The sequence below is a fragment of the Methanocalculus sp. genome (assembly GCF_030651615.1).
Lineage (GTDB): Archaea > Halobacteriota > Methanomicrobia > Methanomicrobiales > Methanocorpusculaceae > Methanocalculus.
This window is the reverse complement of record NZ_JAUSCG010000159.1, coordinates 1-18,197: the sequence shown is the minus strand read 5'-3', so window position 1 is coordinate 18,197 and position 18,197 is coordinate 1. Positions and strand designations below refer to the sequence as shown.

The following is an 18,197-nucleotide window of genomic DNA, read 5'->3' as shown; positions in this document are numbered from 1 at the left end:
TGGTAGGAGGTACCTTTGATCCGCTCCATGTCGGACATAAAGTACTCCTCAGCAGATCTTTTGAGATCGCCGGAAGAGACGGACTTGTGACAATAGGGCTCACATCAGACGACTTTGCATCAAAGAAGAGCCATCCGGTCCGCCCGTATAAGGTGAGGAGAGAAGAGCTGATCGAATGGATCAAGTCTATGGGTTTTACTGCGGGGTATGTCGTCGAATGCCTCTCAGATCGGTTTGGATCGGCACTGAATCAGGACTTTGAAGCACTCGTTGTATCGGAAGAGACGTTTCCCGTTGCAGAAGAGATCAACAGGCTGAGGCGTGAGAACGAAAAGAAGAAAGTGGATATCTATCAGATTCGATGCATTCTGGCAGACGACGGCAGGATAGTCTCAAGTACACGGATTCATCGCGGAGAGATCGATCCGAACGGACACCTGATCAGATGATATAGGATGCAATATCCCGCGTGATCAGGGTCTCACAGTACCGGCACCGGTACCCCCTCGGCTGGCATGCAAATGAACTGTCTATCGGCTCATTTGCATTCGAGATGCAGCCGGGATTTGGACAGCGGATCACACCGATGACTTCGGATGGGATCTCAACACCTATCTTCCTCTCGACATGGAAATTCCGGATAATATTAATACTCGCCTTCGGCGCAATAAGTGAGATCCGGTCGACCTCCTCTTTTAATAGCTCTCTATTCTCGATCTTTACGATATCCTTCCTTCCCATCTGTCTGCTCTCAACATTCGTCGCAACCGAAAGGGCCTCTGTCGTCCTGCCGATGATGCCAAGGATACGGAGGACAGAGAGCCCTTCACCGGCATCGATATGATCGATCACAGTTCCATTCCTGATTGGGCTGATCAGAAGTCCGTCTTCGGGTTTTCCCTTCATGATAACACCTTCTGGAGCATTGCCATCCGTACCGGAACACCATTCCTGGCCTGTTGAAAGTACCTGGCACAGGAGAGGGCGTCAACCCTTGTATCGATCTCGTCAACCCGTGGAAGCGGATGCATCAGGATAAAACGGTCCGAAACATCAGTAAGCACCTCCGGCGTCACCCGGTATCCCGATGCAATCGAGGCGTATGCACCCGGATCAGGGAATCGCTCCCTCTGAATACGCGTCACATAGAGGACATCAAGTTCAGATATGATATCCTCAAGATGCTCATGCACCACAATCTCGGTTCCGCCATCCAGGAGATCGTCTGTGAGACTCGGCGGCAGTTCAAGGCCTTTTGGTGTGATGGTATGTATCCGGACTCCATAGCGGGAGAGGGCAACAGCCAGGGAATGAGCAGTTCTTCCATACCGAAGATCTCCAAGGAACCCAACATCAATCCCATCAAGAGGCATCGACTGTCTGATCGTGAAGAGGTCAAGGAGCGTCTGGGATGGGTGCTGGCCTGCTCCATCACCGGCATTGATCACCGGCACTGTCGAGAACTCAGACGCGAGACGCGCCGCTCCCTCCTTTGGATGCCGCAGGACGATCGCATCTGCATACCCGCTTACGACACTGATCGTATCGGCCAGAGTCTCTCCCTTCACAATAGAGCTCGTCTCGACTGAGCCGAGGTTGATCACCTTTCCACCAAGCCGTAGCATCGCCGAGGCAAATGACATCTGTGTTCTGGTGCTTGGTTCAAAAAAGAGGATGGCAAGTATCTTTCTCTTCAGAGCATCCGGATCGAACGCCCCCTGATCGATCGCAGATGCGCGATCAAGGATCTCGTCGATCTCCTCTCGTGTTATCTCCTTTATCGAGATGATATGGTGCATAATGATCCGCCGGTAAGAATTATACCAGAGGTTACCACGCCATCCAGATAAAACGAGGGGATCACTTCCGGGCAACCGTCAGAAAACCACTGTGGGCAACACGTGTTGACGGTCGTGTCCCACGGGCAGTACGTGTCAGCTCCCGTTCCATACACTCAAAACAGTTGACACCGCCTGAAAAGAGCTCGTTGCAGGCATCAAGCACGACAAATGTCTGTTCAAAGAACGGGGTGTATGTCACAAAGAAACCTCCGGGTACGAGGAGTGAATAGGCATGGACGACATGTTCCTTCTGAATCATCATATCCAGATGAACGATATCATAAACACCTGAGGCTGAGAGGACATCTTCAGGATGAACAATGACATTGTCAAGGTGTGCATCAGCAATATTCTTCTCTGCGAGCCGTGCAAATTCAGGTCGTACTTCGTATGTATCGACCAACTTCGCAATCCCGCCAAAGTATATGGAGGCGACTCCGCTCCCGGTTCCTGCATCTAAAACGTGATCGTTCTTGTTCATCCCGGTATAGGCAATAACCATCCCGATATCCTTTGGAAGCATCGGGGCACCACTCCGCTTCCCATGCACGAAGAGATCCGGTGGACGCGGCACCCGGATAGAGAACGTCTTCCCAAGATGTGTCTGGATCTGATCTCCCGGCATCTTTCCGACGAGATCAGAGAGTTGTATCTCACCTGCATCGGACCCAAACTTCCCAGGGCCCGCACGGAGATAGTACTCTCTCTTTGATCCGACAAGAATAACGCGATCGCCTTCACGAATCATTGTTCGCCAAGTTTCATGATTGCTTCAGCAATATCACCATTCGTCTCGATGAGAACAGCCTTTGCAACTGCTGCTGAGACACCTGCCTGTGTGGCAACAAGCTGGATATCTTCAGGTGTGATCTCGACCTCCACAGGTGCAGAGTCGATCACCCTGGCAGACTCAAATCTGGGAGTCCCTGTCAGCTGATAGGTTGTGGCCCCCTGCATCGTCATTGCTACGACCTCGGCTGAGTCGAAGATATAACTTCCCTCCTGTGTCTCAATGATGACACGGGTGACTCCCTCAATTGGGTCCATGGACATGCCGAGTTTATTCATCATCTGTTTCATCTTTCGTGGGTTCATTCCGCCTGGCATCATCTCTTATCCCTTCCCTGTCGTACTTTTACGGCACCACCGCACTTAAATTCCAGCATCTCTGATCCTGAGAGGGCCGCCATCCCCGTTGCAAGGAGTGTATCATCACGGGAAACAACGAAGACCTCGTCTTCTGCACGTATCTGTGGATCTGCTTCTATCACATGCTTTGCCATTGCATTCTTCCCTTCAAGAATAAACGGAACTGCATCCTCCATGACCACTACACGTCCTGCAGGGGGCGCTAAGAAGAGGTGAAGGCGGGCGGCTCCGTCATAACTGAGGGTAAGACGCCCGTCCTGTGCCCTGACTGTTGCAAGCCTCACACCGTCAAGGAGGATATATCGTATCCTCTGTGATGTCGAGTATTGAAATGTGCAGTTATCCGGGAATAGTGCTTCCCCTGCATCTCTTCCAAACTGAAATTCAGCAATTTTACGCACTCTTCGAAGACTGGCGTGCGAGGATCTCATCGATTCGTCTGACAAATACTTCCTCCGTTCCTGCAGGGATATACGCCCCTGCTGCGATTGCATGACCGCCACCTGCACCACCAACCAGAGCGGACGCCTCACAGAGCGCCGCCTGAAGATCGATTCCTGAGCGGACGACCCGGTCAACCGTTCTCATCGAGACCTTCACCACCTCGGGATCATCAGGCAGGGTGCAGAAGACCATGATCGGATACCGTCGATCCAGTTTTGAGAGGGCCATTCCTGCCCCAATACCAACGATGGTATCAGGGAACCGGTCTTTGGTATGAATCCACTGGAGATTCTCAGTTGTTGTGACACCAGTCTCAAGAATATACTGGAATAACTCCCTGATGACACTCCGGTGGTGACGGAGCATATGTTCTGCCTCCTGATACATCAGGTTCCGATCCCCACTGCAGACAGCACTCCCGATTGCCGGGCGCGCCCATCGTCCGCAGGCATTCAGCATCGTCGCATATTCAGACGCATTGCGCAGGGGCGATCTCCGGGCTTCATCAGGGAAGATATAACTCTCACCAAAGAGACGATCGATCGACTCTCCATGAGCAATCAGCTGTTCAACGAGTGCAGATGCAATCGTCCTCCGCTCATCAGGAGATAACTCCTCCCAGACCCGCCATCTCCCTTCGGAATCACGGAGTGTTATGCCGAGCTTCTCCAGAAAGAGTTGTGAACCGTTTGGATTGTTGCTGATACCGGGGATCACCGGATCATCACTGTAACTCAGGCAGATATGAATCGGGCGGGTGGAGAGGCCATAGCAGTTGAGATCATGAGATACCGCCATGACATTTCCGGCAAGGACACCTTCAAGCGCGATCTCACGTGCGAGTCCCACAAGCCCGCATCCTTCACGCGCCATCATATCACCGACATTTCCAACAACAGCGAGCTTTGCCAGGTCATGATTTGAACGGCTCATATCCCTCGCAACAAGGTATGCGACCCCTGCTGCAGAGAGTTTGGTAATCCCATAGGGGAGGCAGTTCACCTGACGGTACTCAATATTCGATGGCTGACCGATATGGTGATCAAGGATCAACACTTCGTCTTCTAAGAGGCCATGCTCCTCGATCAGGTTCTGCTGGCCTGCACCAAGATCCACAAAGAGTTTCAGCGTATCGTCCTGAGGCACCCATTTCATCATCAGGGGTTCGAGTTGCCTGAGGAAGACCGATTTCGCCGGTATCCCCGCCCTCAGAATGGCCTCTCTCATAATGGCCTCGCTTGCGATGCCGTCGGCATCAATATGAGAGATGATCGTTACTGCTGATGCAGATCTGATGATCTCCGAAGCCTCATGGAGATCGTCAGTAAAAGACATACACTAGTAGTTTCGATCTCTAAATACAAGAAAGGTGTGTCATGCCATCCAGGTTAACCGAATGGGTTGATGAGGGTCCGGTCTCCCCTGTCCGGATGCAGTCGATCGAGAAGAATGCTGCTGCATTAGGTGTATCTACCCTCCAGATGATGGAAAGTGCAGGGCGGGCACTTGCAGATCGGGCACTTGCAGATCGGGCACTTGATCGGTCACCGGAAGACGTTCTTGTTCTCTGTGGAAAGGGGAACAACGGAGGTGATGGTTTTGTTGCGGCCAGGTACCTCGCCCGCCATACAGAGTGTACCTGCATATATCTCGCAGCTGAACGAAATGGCGATTCGGCAATCAACCTCTCTGCACTCAGGCGGTGTGGTATCACCCTGCAGGAGATCTCATGCAAAGATGATCTCCAAAACCTCTCCAAACACTTCTCTGAAGCTGATCTCATCATCGATGCCCTCCTTGGAACCGGAGCAGGAGGAGAAACACGTGAACCTGTCGCCTCATGCATCAGGATGGCGAACAGTTCTCCGGCATACATCCTATCAGCAGATCTCCCGACACCAGGAATTCATGCAGATTATATTCTGGCATTTCACAGGAGCAAAGGAGATGCATCAGGTGTTTCTGATATCGGCATTCCACTCGAAGCTGAGTGTTATACGGGGCCCGGGGATCTCCTCATGATCCCAAAAAAACAGAAGCATTCACATAAAGGGGAAGGGGGAACGGTGCTCATCGTCGGAGGAGGACCCTACCAGGGGGCACCTTATCTTGCGGGCCTTGCCGCGCTCCGTGCAGGAGCGGATATCGTCAGGGTGGCAAGCCCGGTTGCTCTTGACTGCCCTGATCTGAGACATATCCCGATAGCGGGCAGGAATATTGGTAAAGCGGATGCAGATCGGTTGATCGGTTATGCGTCCGATGCTGATGCGGTCGTCATCGGACCCGGTATGGGAACAGAGAGTCATGCTGTTGCATGTACTCTTGCAGAAGCTGCGCAAAAGGTCGTCATCGATGCAGATGCACTCCGCCTCCCCCTTCCTGCCGGAGAAGAGACGGTCTACACACCTCACAGAGGAGAGTTTATCCGCGCGTTTGGATCGAGACCGATACGCGATCTTCATACCGATGCCCGCCTCGTCAGGGATGCAGCTGATCTGAATCGGGTGATCCTCCTTAAGGGAGAGACCGATATCATCAGTGACGGCACCAGAGTCCGTTTCAACAGAACAGGCGTCCCTGCAATGACAGTGGGTGGAACCGGAGACATCCTCGCCGGGGTGACAGCCGCCCTCCTCTGCCGCATGCCTGCATTTGAGGCGGCAACCATTGCTGCATATGCAAATGGTCGGGCAGGAGAGGTGGCAAGTCAGAAGATTGGTGACGGTCTGATCGCAAGTGATCTTCTTCTGTATCTTTCACAGATACTCTATGGAGAGTGAGATTAATGGTAGAGTTTACCCATATCGACGGTGATCGTGTCCGGATGGTTGATGTCACGGAAAAACCTGATGTTCATCGAAGAGCATCGGCAGAGGGAAGGATATACCTCAGCAGCGAGACACTACGCGCTATTTCTGAAAAATCGACACGAAAAGGAAATGTACTTGCAACAGCAGAGGTTGCCGCTATCCTTGCGGTGAAAGCAACTGCTCAGATCATTCCGATGTGCCATCCCCTCCCGATCGGTGGAGTGTCAGTTGCATTCAGAGAGACGGATGAATACATCGAGGCGATCGTCACCGTCAGGACGTATGGAAAGACCGGCATCGAGATGGAGGCGCTTACCGGGGTCTCTGTAGCGCTCCTGACCATCTGGGATATGGTGAAGTCCGCTGAGAAGGATGGACATGGCCAGTATCCATCAACCAGGATCGAGGGGATCAGAGTACTCTCAAAGGAGAAAGGGGCACCTGAAACCAGCATCCTTTAAGTCCGTCGGTGACGAAGAATACAGAACACGGGATCACTCCCGTCAAGGAATGTGGCTTTCTAAGAGAAGCCGAACCTGGAGTAGACTATGTCACGATCTATGTATTCGTACGTCCGTGAGGCATGGAAGAGGCCTGACGAGACCGAAGTAAAGAAACTCCTCTGGCACCGCATGCAGAAGTGGCGCCGTGAGGGATCAGTCGTCCGGATTGATCACCCAACACGTATCGACCGTGCACGCTCACTCGGTTACAAGGCAAAACAGGGCATCATCGTCGTCCGCACCCAGGTTCGCCGGGGTGGACGGAGGAAATCCCGTTACGTCCGTGGCCGAAGAAGCGCGAGAATGGGTATGGCCCGAACAACCGCCGGCAAGAGCATTCAGCGTATTGCAGAAGAGCGTGCAGGCAGACGGTACCCGAACATGGAAGTTCTGAACTCCTACTGGGTAGGTGAAGATGGTGTGCGGAAATTCTTTGAGGTAATTCTCGTTGACCGCGACCACCCCGGTATCAGAAACGACAAGACACTCAACTGGATCTGTGACCAGAAGAACCGTGTATTCCGTGGCAAAACCTCCGCAGGGAGGAAAGGACGTGGCATGCGCCACCGCGGAACCGGGACTGAAAAGACCCGTCCAAGTATTCGTTCACATAAAAACCAGGGGAAATAACCCTTCTTTTTTTATGACGGTCACGGATGTCTGCATCCATCCCTTCCCCGAGGGTGACTCAACACTCAGAAGAATGGCACTCACTGCCCGTGAATTTGGGTATGACACCATCGTTGCAGTTGATCATGTGGAATCTGAGTATTATGGCGTTCTGATCCTGAAAGGAAGAATCGTCAGAGAAGGAACGATGAAAGCCGTGAATGCCGCAGTGAGACAGAGAGACGGCGCGGTCATCGGGGTTGTAGCAGGTGACAACGGGTTCAACCGCAGTGTTGTACAAACACCAGGTATACACCTCCTCTGCGGGTTGCACCGCACACAGAGGAATGCCTTTGACCATGTGACGGCGAAACTTGCTGCCGGGAGGAGGGTTGCAATTCATCTTGATTTCAGTCAGCTTCTCGCATGCCGTGGCCATTCACGGCAGAAGGTGCTGATCCGGTATCAGGAGCTCCTCTCCCTTCAGAGAAAATTCGGTTTTTCCTTTGCCATCGGGAGTGGTGCGCGGTCGGTGCTTGACCAGCGGACGGTCAGTGAGATGATCCTCCTCTCCAGCCTGTTCGGGATGACGAGAGAGGAGACACTTACAGCCCTCGGAACAGTCCCGGATCTATTCGAAGAATCCTCCCTCCCACGGGTGGTTCAATGAAGCCCCTCCCCCCGACACTCCGTGAGAACCGGAGATATCTCCTCCTTCGGATCACCCCCGCCACCCTCGAAGCAGATGAGCGCGAGCTCTACTTTGCAGTCTCAGACGCCGTAACCGCGCTTTTTGGAGATACAATCGCCGCAGAAGTGCATACGGCCACTATCGTCCGGGAGGGAGAATATCTCATACTCAGGTGCAGGAGGGGCAGAGAAGATACACTCTGTACTGCGATAGCAACGATCAGATCTGTAAACGGAACACCTGTTCACCTTACGACGATCAGCACATCCGGGACGATAAAAGCGCTCAGAAGAGGCATACGGGCAGAAAGGAAGGGAAATTCGATCATCTGCACCATCAATGAAGCAGAACGGACCGGCATCCTGTATGCCGATGAAAAGATTGACCTTATCAGAAGAGATATGAAAGGTCAGGATGTAGTATTTCTCACGAAAGACGACATGGAGATTTTTCATGCAACCACAACAATCACAGATGGGATATGACCGGGCGATCACCGTCTTCAGCCCAGACGGCCGTCTCTACCAGGTCGAATATGCACGTGAAGCAGTGAAGAGGGGAACAACTGCTGTCGGAATCAAATGCAAAGAGGGAGTTGTCCTCATTGTCGACAAGCGGGTAAGTTCAAAACTCCTTGAACCCTCATCCATCGAGAAGATCTTTCAGATCGACGCCCATATCGGAGTCGCATCGTCAGGTCTTGTCGGAGATGCCCGATCACTGGTCGATCGTGCCCGTGTCGAATCACAGATCAACCGCGTCTCTTATGACGAGGCGATCGATGTTGAGACACTTGCAAAGAAGCTCTGCGACCATATGCAGACCTATACCCAGTTCGGCGGTGCACGCCCCTACGGAACAGCACTCCTGATTGCAGGTATCGCAGACGGCAGATGTCACCTCTTCGAAACAGATCCTTCAGGTACCCTTCTTGAGTACAAGGCAACCGGTATCGGTATCGGAAGGCCCGCTGTCATGAAGGTCTTTGAGGAGGAGTTCAACCCCGAGCACTCCTGTAAAGAGGCTATTCTGCTCGGCCTCAAGGCACTCCACGCTGCAACCGAAGGGAAGTTCGATGTGAACACCGTCGAGATCGGGCTTGTCTCTCTTCAGTCAGGCACATTCAGAAAGATGGCACCTGAAGAAGTAGCTGTCTGCGTCGAGACATTCGAGCAGTGAGGAGTTGAAGATGATCCCCCTCGATCATGCCGTTGTCGCGCGCCTTGAATCACATGGCGATCGGTTTGAGATCCTTGTCGATCCGGATATGGCACAGAAGATACGGGAGGGTGTCGAAGTCCTGGTTGAAGATGTCGTAGCTGCTGAATTTATCTATGAAAATTCTGCGCATGTTGAGAAGGCATCTGAAGAATCTCTGATGAAGGCATTCAAAACAACAGACTTCGAGACGATCGCCCGTATCATCATCGAAAAGGGAGAGATCCATCTCACCTCAGAACAGAGAAGACAGCGATCAGAAGATAAGCGGCGTCAGGTGATCACCTATATCGCTCGTAACGCCATCAATCCCCAGACAAACCTTCCACACCCACGCCAGCGTATCGAGCTCGCCCTTGAAGAGATCAGGATTAACTTTGACCCCTTCAAATCAGTGGATGCCCTCGTAAAAGAGGTAGTCAAGGCCTTGCGACCTATCCTCCCGATCAAGTTTGCGGAGAGAAGATATGCCGTTAAGATTCCTCCCGACTATGCTGCGAGGGGATATGGTGAGATTTCAGGTGCACCCATGGTTACGATGGAGAGGGACGAATGGCAGGCAGACGGATCATGGATCTGCATCGCAAAAATTCCTGCAGGTATGCAGGAGGAGTTCTTCTCCCTCATCAACCGTGTCTCAAAAGGGGATGCTGAGGTCAGGATCATAGAGTAACTTAATAGGAACGGATATCAAATAGAATAAGACATCTCTCGGAGAATCCAATCATGGCAAAAGGTAAACAGAAGGCAAAAGGCCGTATATCGGGAAGTGCAGGTCGTTTTGGACCGCGCTACGGAAGATTCATCAGAAAGAACGTCAATCAGATGGAGAAGATTCAGAGAGGAAAGCATCTCTGCCCACGATGTGACACAACTTCTGTGAAGCGTGAGGGAACAGGTATCTGGACCTGCAGGAAATGTAATTTTAAATTTGCAGGCGGAGCATATGCACCTCAGACACCCGGACTGAAGGTAGCACTCAGAAATATCGAAGCATCACTGAAGAAGGAGGCGTAGACTGGCGTGACCGGGTCGTACAAATGCGCCCACTGTAAGAGGAAGGTCGAGATCGATGTAAATGTCCGCTGCCCGTACTGCGGACATCGTATCCTCTTCAAAGAGCGCGGGGCAGGCATAAAGGACCTCAAAGCCAGATGACGATCCTCACAACGTCACGAAGACCGTCACCGGAGCTCCGAACGTTTGCAAAGGATCTGGCATTTGCCCTTGGGTGTGACCATATCAACCGGGGGAAGGCAGGTCTTCGTGATCTTGGGCCCCTCGATCCGGTCTTTATCTTTATCGAGAGGCAGCAGGAGAAGGTAATCCTCCGCCTTGAAGACGATGGAGAGATACGCGGGGAGATACGTTTCTCCGGATGGTCAGTAACGAACCGTGAAGGAGATATCCGAAAAGGAATCTTTGTAACTGACCAATCGGTTTATGATCTTCTAAAGAGATATGTACCTGTTACCTTGGTAGACGGCCAGGACGGAGCAATCACCTTCGATGGAAGGCAGAGACGATTGTACAGGTGTGATATTGAGAGATGAAGCATACTGCGGAGTTCAGATTTACCACACCGCATGCACCCATAATCTATCAGGCACTCTCTCCCGAAACGGCAGATGAAACCGGTGAGCGGTCATCTGCCGCAATCAGCCTGGAAGATGAATGCCTCTCCCTCAAGGTCGTTGCCGGAGATATTCCGGCTCTGCGGGCTGCATTGAATATGTGGCTTCGCCTGATAACCATAGCAGATGAGATGCAGGAGATAGGATACGATGGAAAACCCTACAATTCCCCAGAAAGTTCAGAATCAGGTCGCTCAGCTCCAGCAGATGCAGCAGCAGATGCAGACAATTCTTCAGCAGAAAGCCCAGTACGAAATGACCTTACGTGAGTCAAAGCGTGCAGAAGAAGAGTTGAAAGAGACTGCTGACGATGCTCAGGTCTTTATGACGATCGGAACTGTGATGGTACAGCACACGAAAGAGCATGTCGAAAAGGCACTCGCCGAAAAGATAGACACGCTTGAACTGCGTATCAAATCACTTGAAAAACAGGAGAAAGCACTTCAGTCCCGATTCGAGCAGCTCCAGCAACAGGTCAGAAGCGCAATTGAAGGGCGTATGCCTGAAGCGGCATAATCACCTTTCATTCATAACCAACATCTTTTCTACCGTCATCTCACGAATTGCATATTTTGGACCTTCACGCCCTATTCCTGAACCTTTGACCCCGCCATAGGGCATCTCATCCACCCGGAACGTCGGAATATCATTGACAAGGAGTGATCCGACATCAATTGCGTTGAAAGCTTTCCGGATGGTTCTCAGGGAGTCTGAAAAGATTCCGGCTTGTAAGCCATATGTGGAGGAGTTAACGATTCTTATGGCCTCATCAACGGTCTCAAAGGATGTCAGAAGAATGATCGGCGCAAAGAGTTCCCGACAGGAGATCTCAAAAGTCGGATCGACATCAGAGAGAACAGTTGGAGGGAGAAGTGCGCCGGATCGTTCACCACCAGCAGAAAGGCGGGCCCCCCGAAGAAGAGCGGATCGGATCGACTCTTCAGCGATTGTTGCCGCATCAGCTGAGATCATCGGCCCTACATCAGTATCAGGATCAGCAGGGTCTCCCACCTTCAATTCCCTGACACCGGAGAGGATCTTCTCCTCTATCTCTGCATAGACCGGACTCTCGATGAGAACACGCTGCACCGAGACACAGTTCTGGCCTGCATTCACAAACCCTCCTGCAACAATACGGGATGCGGCATAGTCGGGATCAGAGTCTGAACAGATGATAACAGCAGCATTCCCCCCGAGTTCAAGCCCTACCTTCTTCCTCCCGGCACGATTTTTAATATCCCAGCCGACATCGGGACTCCCGGTAAAGGAGAGATACCCAAACCTCTCATCTGAGATGATACTATCAGCAACCTTTCCAGGTGCAGGTACGACCGAAACTGCCTCTTTCGGATACCCGGCGGCAAGGATGATCCGGGCAAGGATCAAAGACGAAAGTGGGGTTGCGGTGGCTGGTTTTAAGAGGAACGGAGCTCCGACAGCGATTGCAGGTCCAATCTTGTGGCAGGCAAGGTTGAGAGGATAGTTAAACGGTGTAATCGCAAGTATCGGGCCAAGCGGCACTCTTGTGAGGTAACCAGTATGCCCCTTGCCTCCAGGAGTGCGGTCAAGTGAAAGGATCTTCCCCGTGATCTGTCCCGCCTCTTCGGCTGAGATCATGATCGTCTCAATTGCGCGGGACACCTCACCATCAGCCACCTTCCTGACCTTTCCCCCCTCATGGATGAGAGTGGAGACGAGTTCCTCCCGCCGCTCTTCGATGAGGGCTGCAATGGTATGGAGTATCTTTTTTCTGGCATAGAGTGGGAGAGTACGCGTCTCCTGAAACGATCCCGCAGCAGTTGCCGCGGCAGCAAGGAGATCACTCTGAGATCCCAGACAGACGGTTGCAAACGTTTTGCCGGTATAGGGATTTATAACCGGAGAGGTATCCGGGCTGCTCTTCCATCTGCCCCCAAGGCAGAAAGGTTGTGGATCATCCATACCTGACGAGAGGATCGTCAGAGAATAAAAAAGATCAGGGTTTCTCCCCGGTCCACCGGAGGAGATTGATTGCATTGATCATCGCCTCAGCAGAAGCAAGGACGATATCATCACCTGAAGAGCTGGCATCATAGGTCCGGCCCTGTTGATCTTCGACGGTGATCGTCACATGGCCGATCGCATCGGTTCCTCCGGTGATCGCCTCGATCCGGAAGTCCTTCAGCTGGATGCCGATCGGCATCACGCTGAGGACTGCCCTGACAGCAGCATCCACCGGACCATTTCCAATTGCGCTTGCCGTCTTTTCGACGCCATGAACCTTGGCACGGACACTCGCTGTCGGAATACAATGATTCCCGCTCATGATAGCGATGTCCACAAGCTCAATTGTCTTTGTGACACCCTGAATGTCCATGACATCCTCTGCAATCGCATAGAGATCGTGATCGGTGACACGCCGTCCCCGTGAAGAGATCATCTTGATCCGCTCAACAATCTCATCCAGTTCACTGTCTGATGGATTGATGTGGACAAGAGTCAGCATCTGGCGGACAGCATGGCGGCCGACATGCTTGCCAAGGGCAAGTCTGCGGCGGTGGCCGACCATCTCGGGTGTCATAATACCCGGCTCAAAGGTCTGGCTGTTTGCCATGATCCCATGAGAATGAATCCCTGATTCGTGGGCAAATGCATTATCTCCGACGACCGGCTGCACCGGAGTGATCGGAATACCCGAGTACCGGGAGACGATCCGCGACATCTCAACAAGCCGTTTCGTCTCGATCCCGGTCCCGATACCATTGATAGCCTCAAGGATCATCACAGTCTGGGCGATATCAGCATTTCCTGCACGTTCACCAATTCCGTTGACAGTCACCTGCACCTGAGAAGCTCCTGCTTCAACCGCTGTTGTGGTGTTTGCAACGGCGAGACCAAAGTCATTGTGGCAGTGAACATCAATTGGAACATGGATCTCCTCTGCAAGCCTTCCGATCAGACTCCGCATCTTCATCGGAGTGAAGACACCTACAGTATCCGGTACATTCACCACCGTCGCACCGGCATCCTCTGCGGCTTTGAAGACCTCAATCAGGTATGGGAGATCGGTTCTTGTCGCATCCATCGCTGAGAACATGCATGAATCCAGATGATCGCGGACATATCCAATGATCGTGCCGGTCATTTCGAGGACCTCTTCACGGCTCTTTTTAATGGTATTCTCACGCTGGATATCGGATGTCGGAATGAAGACATGCACCATATCAACCCCGCAGTCGAGGCAGGCATTGACATCATCAATCCGTGACCTTGACAGTCCACAGATTAAGGCAGAATGCTCTTCGGCTGCAATCTTTGCCACAGTCTCCTTCTCCTGCTGAGAGGATGCGGGAAAACCTGCTTCAATTGCATGCACACCGATCTCTGACAGGATGCGGGCGATATCCAGTTTCTGTTCAAGGGTGAATGATACACCCGGTGTCTGTTCACCATCCCTGAGGGTGGTGTCAAAAACAGTTACTCGTTTGGGTGACCTGCTTTCAACAAAGAAAACAATTCCCCACAGAAGTATTTGCCATAGGCATACAGATATGTTAGAACTTAATGGAGATAAAAGGTTCTATTGCAGAGATTCTTCGAAAAGAAGTGAACGCCCAGGTCGGAATTCGAATCCGAGTCGATGCCGTGACAGGGCATCATGATAGGCCACTACACTACCTGGGCACACATTTGTGCATGTTGATTGACTGGTCCCGCCTCCCGGAGTCGAACCGGGGACATCGCGGTAGCCGCGCAGTTCGCCCACAGGCGATGATCTTACTACAGCCGCGCACTCTACCAGTCTGAGTTAAGGCGGGTAACTGCACTAAATAAAAAGGCTAAGATCACATATAAATATGTCGAAATCGCAATCAAGGGCAGAATACCCAATAAAGGGCTAAAATAAGCCCTTTATGCGAGTATAGACGAAATCACAGAAATTTCGATTGGAATATTCATCTCCATCCATATACATCAGGTGAAGAAAGGATCAACCGGGGAGCTCTCCGCGCAGGATATCCCCCACCCCATCAACCACCTCGATCGTGAGGCCTAAACGAAAGACTTTCCGAAACGCTGCCATATCAGACCGCACACCCCAGACCTCGAGTGTGCAGTCACCTCTGCCCTCCAGTATCAGGGCGACCAGACCATCTGTTCCCTTCTCAAAACGTGCACCCCTCACCAGGCCTGCATGCGTCCGGTCGAGGTGCTCGGCCAATCTCAGAAAGAGTGCGAGCGTCCGTATCATATCCTGTAAAACTGCATCATAGAGCCCAAAGACCTGATCTTTCTTCCGTGGCGGTTTCTTCCGATGATATCTGGCGATCTCAGCCATGATAGCCACCTCATTCTGATCAAAGCCGAGCAGTTCCGCATGACGGATGATATAGCTTGAATGGAGGTGGTGATCCGAGAAGGAGATGAAATTCCCGATATCATGGAGGTATGCAGCATAGAGAAGGAGATTCCGTTCCTGATCGGAATACTGATGCAGTCCGGCCTCCCGGCTGGAGTCAAAGAGCTGGGCGGCAAGGCCGACGATGACGAGTGCATGCACCTCATCAATTCTGCAGGAGCGGCCAAGCTGTACGACACTCCTCCTTCGGACAGAGATCTTCTCAGCATGGGGAAAACCCGGGATTCTTGAGAGATGCTCCATGAGCAGGCCCTCTCTGAGTCCGTGAGGTGAGATCTCAATCTCCCTGATACCAAGCTCCTCCATTAAGAGTTCAAGGATCACCGCACCCCCGATGATGATATCTGCCCGATCAGGATTGATACCGGGGATCTTCTTCCTCTCATTCAAGGAGAGGGAACAGAGTGTTCTGATCACAAGTCTCAGATCCTCATACCGGAGTACCTTTGCTGTAGAGGTGCCGGGATAGAGACGGGATGCGATCTCGGCAAGGTTCTGAATCGTCCCGGAACTTCCGACTATCCGTGAATAGGGAACCTTCCTGATGCGGTTTAACGGATGAACAATGGCATTTCTGACAAACTGCTGCATCTGGGCATATTTTCTCCGGGATACAATGCCCGTCTCATCCGGATGAAAGAACTGGTTTGAGAGCCGGATCGCCCCTAGTTTCATCGACTCAAGGGTGATATGGTCATGCTGGCCACCGATTACCATCTCAGTCGACCCACCACCGATATCGATGAAGAGCGCACGGGCAATACCAAGATCAATTCCGGCTGCAACACCCCGATATATCAACCGGGCCTCTTCTTTTCCAGAGACCACACTCACTTCAAGGTTTGCCTCACGCTGCAGAAGTTCGAGGAAAGAATCGGCATTTCGTGCCTCCCTTGTTGCAGAGGTGGCAACTGCAACAAACTCTGTCGCCCCAAAGGCGAGACTCAAGTCAACAAATTTTTTACAGACCGTGACCGCACGCCCTATCGCCTCGGGTGAGAGCTCTTCATGGGCAAATTCACCCTCTCCAAGTCGGACAACCTCTTTCTGCTCGGTCAACACCGTGGAAGACCCGTTCTGATTAAGACGGACAACGAGGAGCCGGATCGAGTTCGTTCCGATATCAATGAACGCCACAGTCTCTTCAGATGTCATCATCTCCTCTCTCATCGTGGCTCGGGTGTGGTGATCGAAGGTTCAAAGGTGCACTGTGCAGAAACACCATCTCCCGGCTTCACCGGATTATTCTCAACGGAGTGAAAACGTGCTTCTTCAAGGCTTAAACCATTCCGTATCATCACTGAAAAGATTCCCGGAAGATCAGCGTCAAGAAGTGCACCAGTGACTGCTTCGATATCATAAGGTACCCTGATATGACAGACCGAGAGGGGATCGCGGTTTACGATGCAGTAGCATGCACGGGGATCACGATCAAACGGCCTTCCGACTGAACCGGGATTGATGAAGAGACAGCCACCCACGGTCCGGGTAAACGGAAGATGCGTATGACCGGAGACGATACTATCTGCCCCGGTAGATGAGGCATACCCTGAGAGCTCCGTATCCGGGGTACCTGAGCCGATCCTCCCCGTGGTTGATGTCGGACTCCCATGAGTGAGAAGGAAGGTTCTGCCGAGGATGGCAGACCTGATCTCACGTGGCAGGGAGAAGAGGTAGCTCTGTGACTCCTTTGAGAGCTGCTTCTTCGTCCAGCAGAGTGCAATCTCCTTCTCCGTTTTTTTTGCCATCTTTCTGCAGTCCTTCTTCTTCATCAAGAGCGTTTCAGTATCGATATTCCCGCAGATACCGGTGATCCCCTCTTCCCGTATCCGCCTGACTGTCGCCTCGGGAAACGGGCCGAACCCGACAAGATCCCCGAGATGAAGGATATGAGTGACACCCCTCTGGCGGGCATCCGCAAGGACTGCATCAAGTGCAGGGAGGTTGGCATGAATATCTGCTATAAATGCGATCCGTTCAGGCTCCTGCGTATTTTCCGGAGATCCTGTCCCCGATCCGATGACGAGTGGTTCAATGATCGTCTTCTTTATCTCATCCCAGACGCCCCTCTCATTCATCTCGGACCAATACCCGACAAACGATCGGTACAGTTCATTTCGCTTCATGCGCCTCTCTGATGCGAGGTGGAGGATTCCCGGCCTGATGAACCGCATAAATCCGGAATGGCCAAAGAAAGAGGTGGCACGAGCCTCCTCCTCCTGTAAAAAGACAGGGAGAACATCCAGCCAGACATCACAATCATGCATATCACCAAGGATATCCTGAAGCTGTTTCACCATCGAGATCGGGTTCTTCAACCTGTCCGGATAGAGATCCCGGAAGATCTCCATCGTGTACCTGAGCTGTTTTGCAGCGATCCGCATCTGGTGGTGTTCACTGATTCTCTCGGGATCTGTTATATATCGCTCAAATGAGAAGAGGAACTCCATATTCATGCTTATCGCATGGTACGCAGTCTCAAACGCGTACCTGCTGTGGACATCGGTTCCATGCAGGCGGGCAGAGACGATCTGCTCTCTGCACCAGATGAGGAGTTCATCACCAATTCCTGAAGCCTCAAACTCATCAACCGCTTTGATCACATCAGGATGGAGTGCATCTCTTTGCCCGGTCCAGCGGAGGAGGAGGCACTCAATCCCTGATCTGATGAGTGGCTCAGCCACTTCCGGGGCCTGTTTCACCGGAGGTGCAACCTCCCCTGTAAGATAGGATCTGAGCCTTCGGACGAGGAGAGTGATACGGGATGTGAGGGTCTTCTTCTCAGTGATTATCAGGGCCATTTCATCAGGAACCGATCCGGATTCATGAAGGACCGTAACATCATCAGTCGGGGGAAGAAAACCTGCATACCAGACCGGGGGGCGCTCCACCGGAAGAC

23 protein-coding genes and 2 tRNA genes are annotated in these 18,197 nt (G+C 52.2%); 13 read left to right on the top strand and 12 right to left on the bottom strand.

Going from position 1 to position 18,197, the window contains the following annotated elements:
• On the top strand, nt 1-449 hold a 449-nt coding region (locus Q7V06_RS07060), incomplete at its 5' end, for a phosphopantetheine adenylyltransferase (protein WP_304840006.1).
• Here Q7V06_RS07060 and pyrI read toward each other — a convergent pair.
• The 6 genes from pyrI to Q7V06_RS07030 all read right to left on the bottom strand — a co-directional run bounded on the left by pyrI (nt 442) and on the right by Q7V06_RS07030 (nt 4,769).
• Nucleotides 442-906, bottom strand: a complete 465-nt coding sequence (pyrI, locus tag Q7V06_RS07055; RefSeq protein WP_304840004.1) for an aspartate carbamoyltransferase regulatory subunit — start codon at nt 904-906, stop codon at nt 442-444. The two genes, Q7V06_RS07060 and pyrI, sit on opposite strands and share 8 nt — an antisense overlap.
• Nucleotides 903-1,799, bottom strand: a complete 897-nt coding sequence (pyrB, locus tag Q7V06_RS07050; RefSeq protein ID WP_304840002.1) for an aspartate carbamoyltransferase — start codon at nt 1,797-1,799, stop codon at nt 903-905. Before pyrB ends, pyrI begins: the two co-directional genes overlap by 4 nt.
• A gap of 61 nt (nt 1,800-1,860) precedes the next feature.
• On the bottom strand, nt 1,861-2,589 hold the full coding sequence (locus Q7V06_RS07045; protein WP_304839999.1) for a protein-L-isoaspartate carboxylmethyltransferase: 729 nt from the start codon (nt 2,587-2,589) through the stop codon (nt 1,861-1,863).
• Nucleotides 2,586-2,951 carry a nascent polypeptide-associated complex protein gene (locus Q7V06_RS07040; RefSeq protein WP_304839997.1) on the bottom strand — a complete coding sequence of 122 codons (366 nt, stop codon included), beginning with the start codon at nt 2,949-2,951 and terminating at the stop codon, nt 2,586-2,588. The genes Q7V06_RS07045 and Q7V06_RS07040 overlap by 4 nt, the downstream gene beginning before the upstream one ends.
• A complete protein-coding gene (locus Q7V06_RS07035) occupies nt 2,948-3,391 on the bottom strand; it encodes a PUA domain-containing protein (RefSeq protein ID WP_370650825.1) in 444 nt (147 codons plus the stop codon). The genes Q7V06_RS07040 and Q7V06_RS07035 overlap by 4 nt, the downstream gene beginning before the upstream one ends.
• Entirely contained in the window at nt 3,384-4,769 is a 1,386-nt protein-coding gene (locus Q7V06_RS07030) for a DHH family phosphoesterase (protein ID WP_304839993.1), read from the bottom strand. Before Q7V06_RS07030 ends, Q7V06_RS07035 begins: the two co-directional genes overlap by 8 nt.
• Nucleotides 4,770-4,810: 41 nt before the next feature.
• Between Q7V06_RS07030 and Q7V06_RS07025 the strand changes: the two genes are divergently transcribed.
• The 12 genes from Q7V06_RS07025 to Q7V06_RS06970 all read left to right on the top strand — a co-directional run bounded on the left by Q7V06_RS07025 (nt 4,811) and on the right by Q7V06_RS06970 (nt 11,415).
• Entirely contained in the window at nt 4,811-6,214 is a 1,404-nt protein-coding gene (locus tag Q7V06_RS07025; RefSeq protein WP_304839991.1) for an NAD(P)H-hydrate dehydratase, read from the top strand.
• A gap of 5 nt (nt 6,215-6,219) precedes the next feature.
• Nucleotides 6,220-6,705 carry a cyclic pyranopterin monophosphate synthase MoaC gene (gene moaC, locus Q7V06_RS07020; RefSeq protein WP_304839989.1) on the top strand — a complete coding sequence of 162 codons (486 nt, stop codon included), beginning with the start codon at nt 6,220-6,222 and terminating at the stop codon, nt 6,703-6,705.
• Nucleotides 6,706-6,792: 87 nt separating this feature from the next.
• Entirely contained in the window at nt 6,793-7,377 is a 585-nt protein-coding gene (locus tag Q7V06_RS07015) for a 50S ribosomal protein L15e (RefSeq protein WP_304839987.1), read from the top strand.
• A gap of 13 nt (nt 7,378-7,390) precedes the next feature.
• Nucleotides 7,391-8,026: an RNase P subunit p30 family protein gene (locus tag Q7V06_RS07010; RefSeq protein ID WP_304839985.1), complete on the top strand. Its 636-nt coding sequence runs from the start codon at nt 7,391-7,393 to the stop codon at nt 8,024-8,026.
• Nucleotides 8,023-8,532, top strand: a complete 510-nt coding sequence (locus Q7V06_RS07005) for an Rpp14/Pop5 family protein (RefSeq protein WP_304839983.1) — start codon at nt 8,023-8,025, stop codon at nt 8,530-8,532. The genes Q7V06_RS07010 and Q7V06_RS07005 overlap by 4 nt, the downstream gene beginning before the upstream one ends.
• Nucleotides 8,501-9,226: an archaeal proteasome endopeptidase complex subunit alpha gene (psmA, locus tag Q7V06_RS07000; RefSeq protein WP_304839981.1), complete on the top strand. Its 726-nt coding sequence runs from the start codon at nt 8,501-8,503 to the stop codon at nt 9,224-9,226. The genes Q7V06_RS07005 and psmA overlap by 32 nt, the downstream gene beginning before the upstream one ends.
• 10 nt (nt 9,227-9,236) lie before the next feature.
• A complete protein-coding gene (locus tag Q7V06_RS06995) occupies nt 9,237-9,938 on the top strand; it encodes a ribosome assembly factor SBDS (protein ID WP_304839979.1) in 702 nt (233 codons plus the stop codon).
• 53 nt (nt 9,939-9,991) lie between these two features.
• Nucleotides 9,992-10,282 (top strand): 50S ribosomal protein L37ae, encoded by a 291-nt coding sequence (locus tag Q7V06_RS06990; protein WP_304839977.1) that lies wholly within the window; start codon nt 9,992-9,994, stop codon nt 10,280-10,282.
• 6 nt (nt 10,283-10,288) lie between these two features.
• Complete coding sequence (locus Q7V06_RS06985) at nt 10,289-10,423, top strand: DNA-directed RNA polymerase subunit P (RefSeq protein WP_304839975.1); 135 nt, start codon at nt 10,289-10,291, stop codon at nt 10,421-10,423.
• Nucleotides 10,420-10,818: a hypothetical protein gene (locus Q7V06_RS06980; RefSeq protein WP_304839973.1), complete on the top strand. Its 399-nt coding sequence runs from the start codon at nt 10,420-10,422 to the stop codon at nt 10,816-10,818. Before Q7V06_RS06985 ends, Q7V06_RS06980 begins: the two co-directional genes overlap by 4 nt.
• A complete protein-coding gene (locus Q7V06_RS06975; protein ID WP_304839971.1) occupies nt 10,815-11,168 on the top strand; it encodes a KEOPS complex subunit Pcc1 in 354 nt (117 codons plus the stop codon). Before Q7V06_RS06980 ends, Q7V06_RS06975 begins: the two co-directional genes overlap by 4 nt.
• A complete protein-coding gene (locus Q7V06_RS06970) occupies nt 11,050-11,415 on the top strand; it encodes a prefoldin subunit beta (protein WP_304839969.1) in 366 nt (121 codons plus the stop codon). Before Q7V06_RS06975 ends, Q7V06_RS06970 begins: the two co-directional genes overlap by 119 nt.
• Here Q7V06_RS06970 and Q7V06_RS06965 read toward each other — a convergent pair whose 3' ends face one another.
• The 6 genes from Q7V06_RS06965 to Q7V06_RS06940 form a co-directional block, all read right to left on the bottom strand.
• Nucleotides 11,416-12,915, bottom strand: coding sequence for an aldehyde dehydrogenase family protein (locus tag Q7V06_RS06965; protein WP_304839967.1), 1,500 nt, complete (start codon nt 12,913-12,915; stop codon nt 11,416-11,418).
• Nucleotides 12,875-14,395, bottom strand: a complete 1,521-nt coding sequence (locus Q7V06_RS06960) for a 2-isopropylmalate synthase (protein ID WP_370650826.1) — start codon at nt 14,393-14,395, stop codon at nt 12,875-12,877. The genes Q7V06_RS06965 and Q7V06_RS06960 overlap by 41 nt, the downstream gene beginning before the upstream one ends.
• Before the next feature lie 94 nt (nt 14,396-14,489).
• A tRNA-Asp gene (locus Q7V06_RS06955) sits at nt 14,490-14,562 on the bottom strand.
• A gap of 24 nt (nt 14,563-14,586) precedes the next feature.
• Nucleotides 14,587-14,696: transfer RNA gene (locus Q7V06_RS06950), tRNA-Tyr, on the bottom strand.
• Between the two features lie 173 nt (nt 14,697-14,869).
• The gene (locus Q7V06_RS06945) at nt 14,870-16,456 is read right to left on the bottom strand and encodes a Ppx/GppA phosphatase family protein (RefSeq protein ID WP_304839965.1); all 1,587 of its coding nucleotides are present in this window, start codon (nt 16,454-16,456) and stop codon (nt 14,870-14,872) included.
• Nucleotides 16,457-16,464: 8 nt separating this feature from the next.
• Nucleotides 16,465-18,197 (bottom strand): YfcE family phosphodiesterase (locus Q7V06_RS06940; protein WP_304839963.1); only part of this gene is annotated, 1,733 nt, incomplete at its 5' end.

What these genes read in the sequence shown, in the direction of transcription:
- pyrI (WP_304840004.1), bottom strand. Translation starts at nt 906, where the DNA reads ATGAAGGGAAAACCCGAAGACGGACTTCTGATCAGCCCAATCAGGAAT.
- pyrB (WP_304840002.1), bottom strand. Translation starts at nt 1,799, where the DNA reads ATGCACCATATCATCTCGATAAAGGAGATAACACGAGAGGAGATCGAC.
- Q7V06_RS07045 (WP_304839999.1), bottom strand. Translation starts at nt 2,589, where the DNA reads ATGATTCGTGAAGGCGATCGCGTTATTCTTGTCGGATCAAAGAGAGAG.
- Q7V06_RS07040 (WP_304839997.1), bottom strand. Translation starts at nt 2,951, where the DNA reads ATGATGCCAGGCGGAATGAACCCACGAAAGATGAAACAGATGATGAAT.
- Q7V06_RS07030 (WP_304839993.1), bottom strand. Translation starts at nt 4,769, where the DNA reads ATGTCTTTTACTGACGATCTCCATGAGGCTTCGGAGATCATCAGATCT.
- Q7V06_RS07025 (WP_304839991.1), top strand. Translation starts at nt 4,811, where the DNA reads ATGCCATCCAGGTTAACCGAATGGGTTGATGAGGGTCCGGTCTCCCCT.
- moaC (WP_304839989.1), top strand. Translation starts at nt 6,220, where the DNA reads ATGGTAGAGTTTACCCATATCGACGGTGATCGTGTCCGGATGGTTGAT.
- Q7V06_RS07015 (WP_304839987.1), top strand. Translation starts at nt 6,793, where the DNA reads ATGTCACGATCTATGTATTCGTACGTCCGTGAGGCATGGAAGAGGCCT.
- Q7V06_RS07010 (WP_304839985.1), top strand. Translation starts at nt 7,391, where the DNA reads ATGACGGTCACGGATGTCTGCATCCATCCCTTCCCCGAGGGTGACTCA.
- Q7V06_RS07005 (WP_304839983.1), top strand. Translation starts at nt 8,023, where the DNA reads ATGAAGCCCCTCCCCCCGACACTCCGTGAGAACCGGAGATATCTCCTC.
- psmA (WP_304839981.1), top strand. Translation starts at nt 8,501, where the DNA reads ATGCAACCACAACAATCACAGATGGGATATGACCGGGCGATCACCGTC.
- Q7V06_RS06995 (WP_304839979.1), top strand. Translation starts at nt 9,237, where the DNA reads ATGATCCCCCTCGATCATGCCGTTGTCGCGCGCCTTGAATCACATGGC.
- Q7V06_RS06990 (WP_304839977.1), top strand. Translation starts at nt 9,992, where the DNA reads ATGGCAAAAGGTAAACAGAAGGCAAAAGGCCGTATATCGGGAAGTGCA.
- Q7V06_RS06980 (WP_304839973.1), top strand. Translation starts at nt 10,420, where the DNA reads ATGACGATCCTCACAACGTCACGAAGACCGTCACCGGAGCTCCGAACG.
- Q7V06_RS06975 (WP_304839971.1), top strand. Translation starts at nt 10,815, where the DNA reads ATGAAGCATACTGCGGAGTTCAGATTTACCACACCGCATGCACCCATA.
- Q7V06_RS06970 (WP_304839969.1), top strand. Translation starts at nt 11,050, where the DNA reads ATGGAAAACCCTACAATTCCCCAGAAAGTTCAGAATCAGGTCGCTCAG.
- Q7V06_RS06965 (WP_304839967.1), bottom strand. Translation starts at nt 12,915, where the DNA reads ATGCAATCAATCTCCTCCGGTGGACCGGGGAGAAACCCTGATCTTTTT.
- Q7V06_RS06945 (WP_304839965.1), bottom strand. Translation starts at nt 16,456, where the DNA reads ATGATGACATCTGAAGAGACTGTGGCGTTCATTGATATCGGAACGAAC.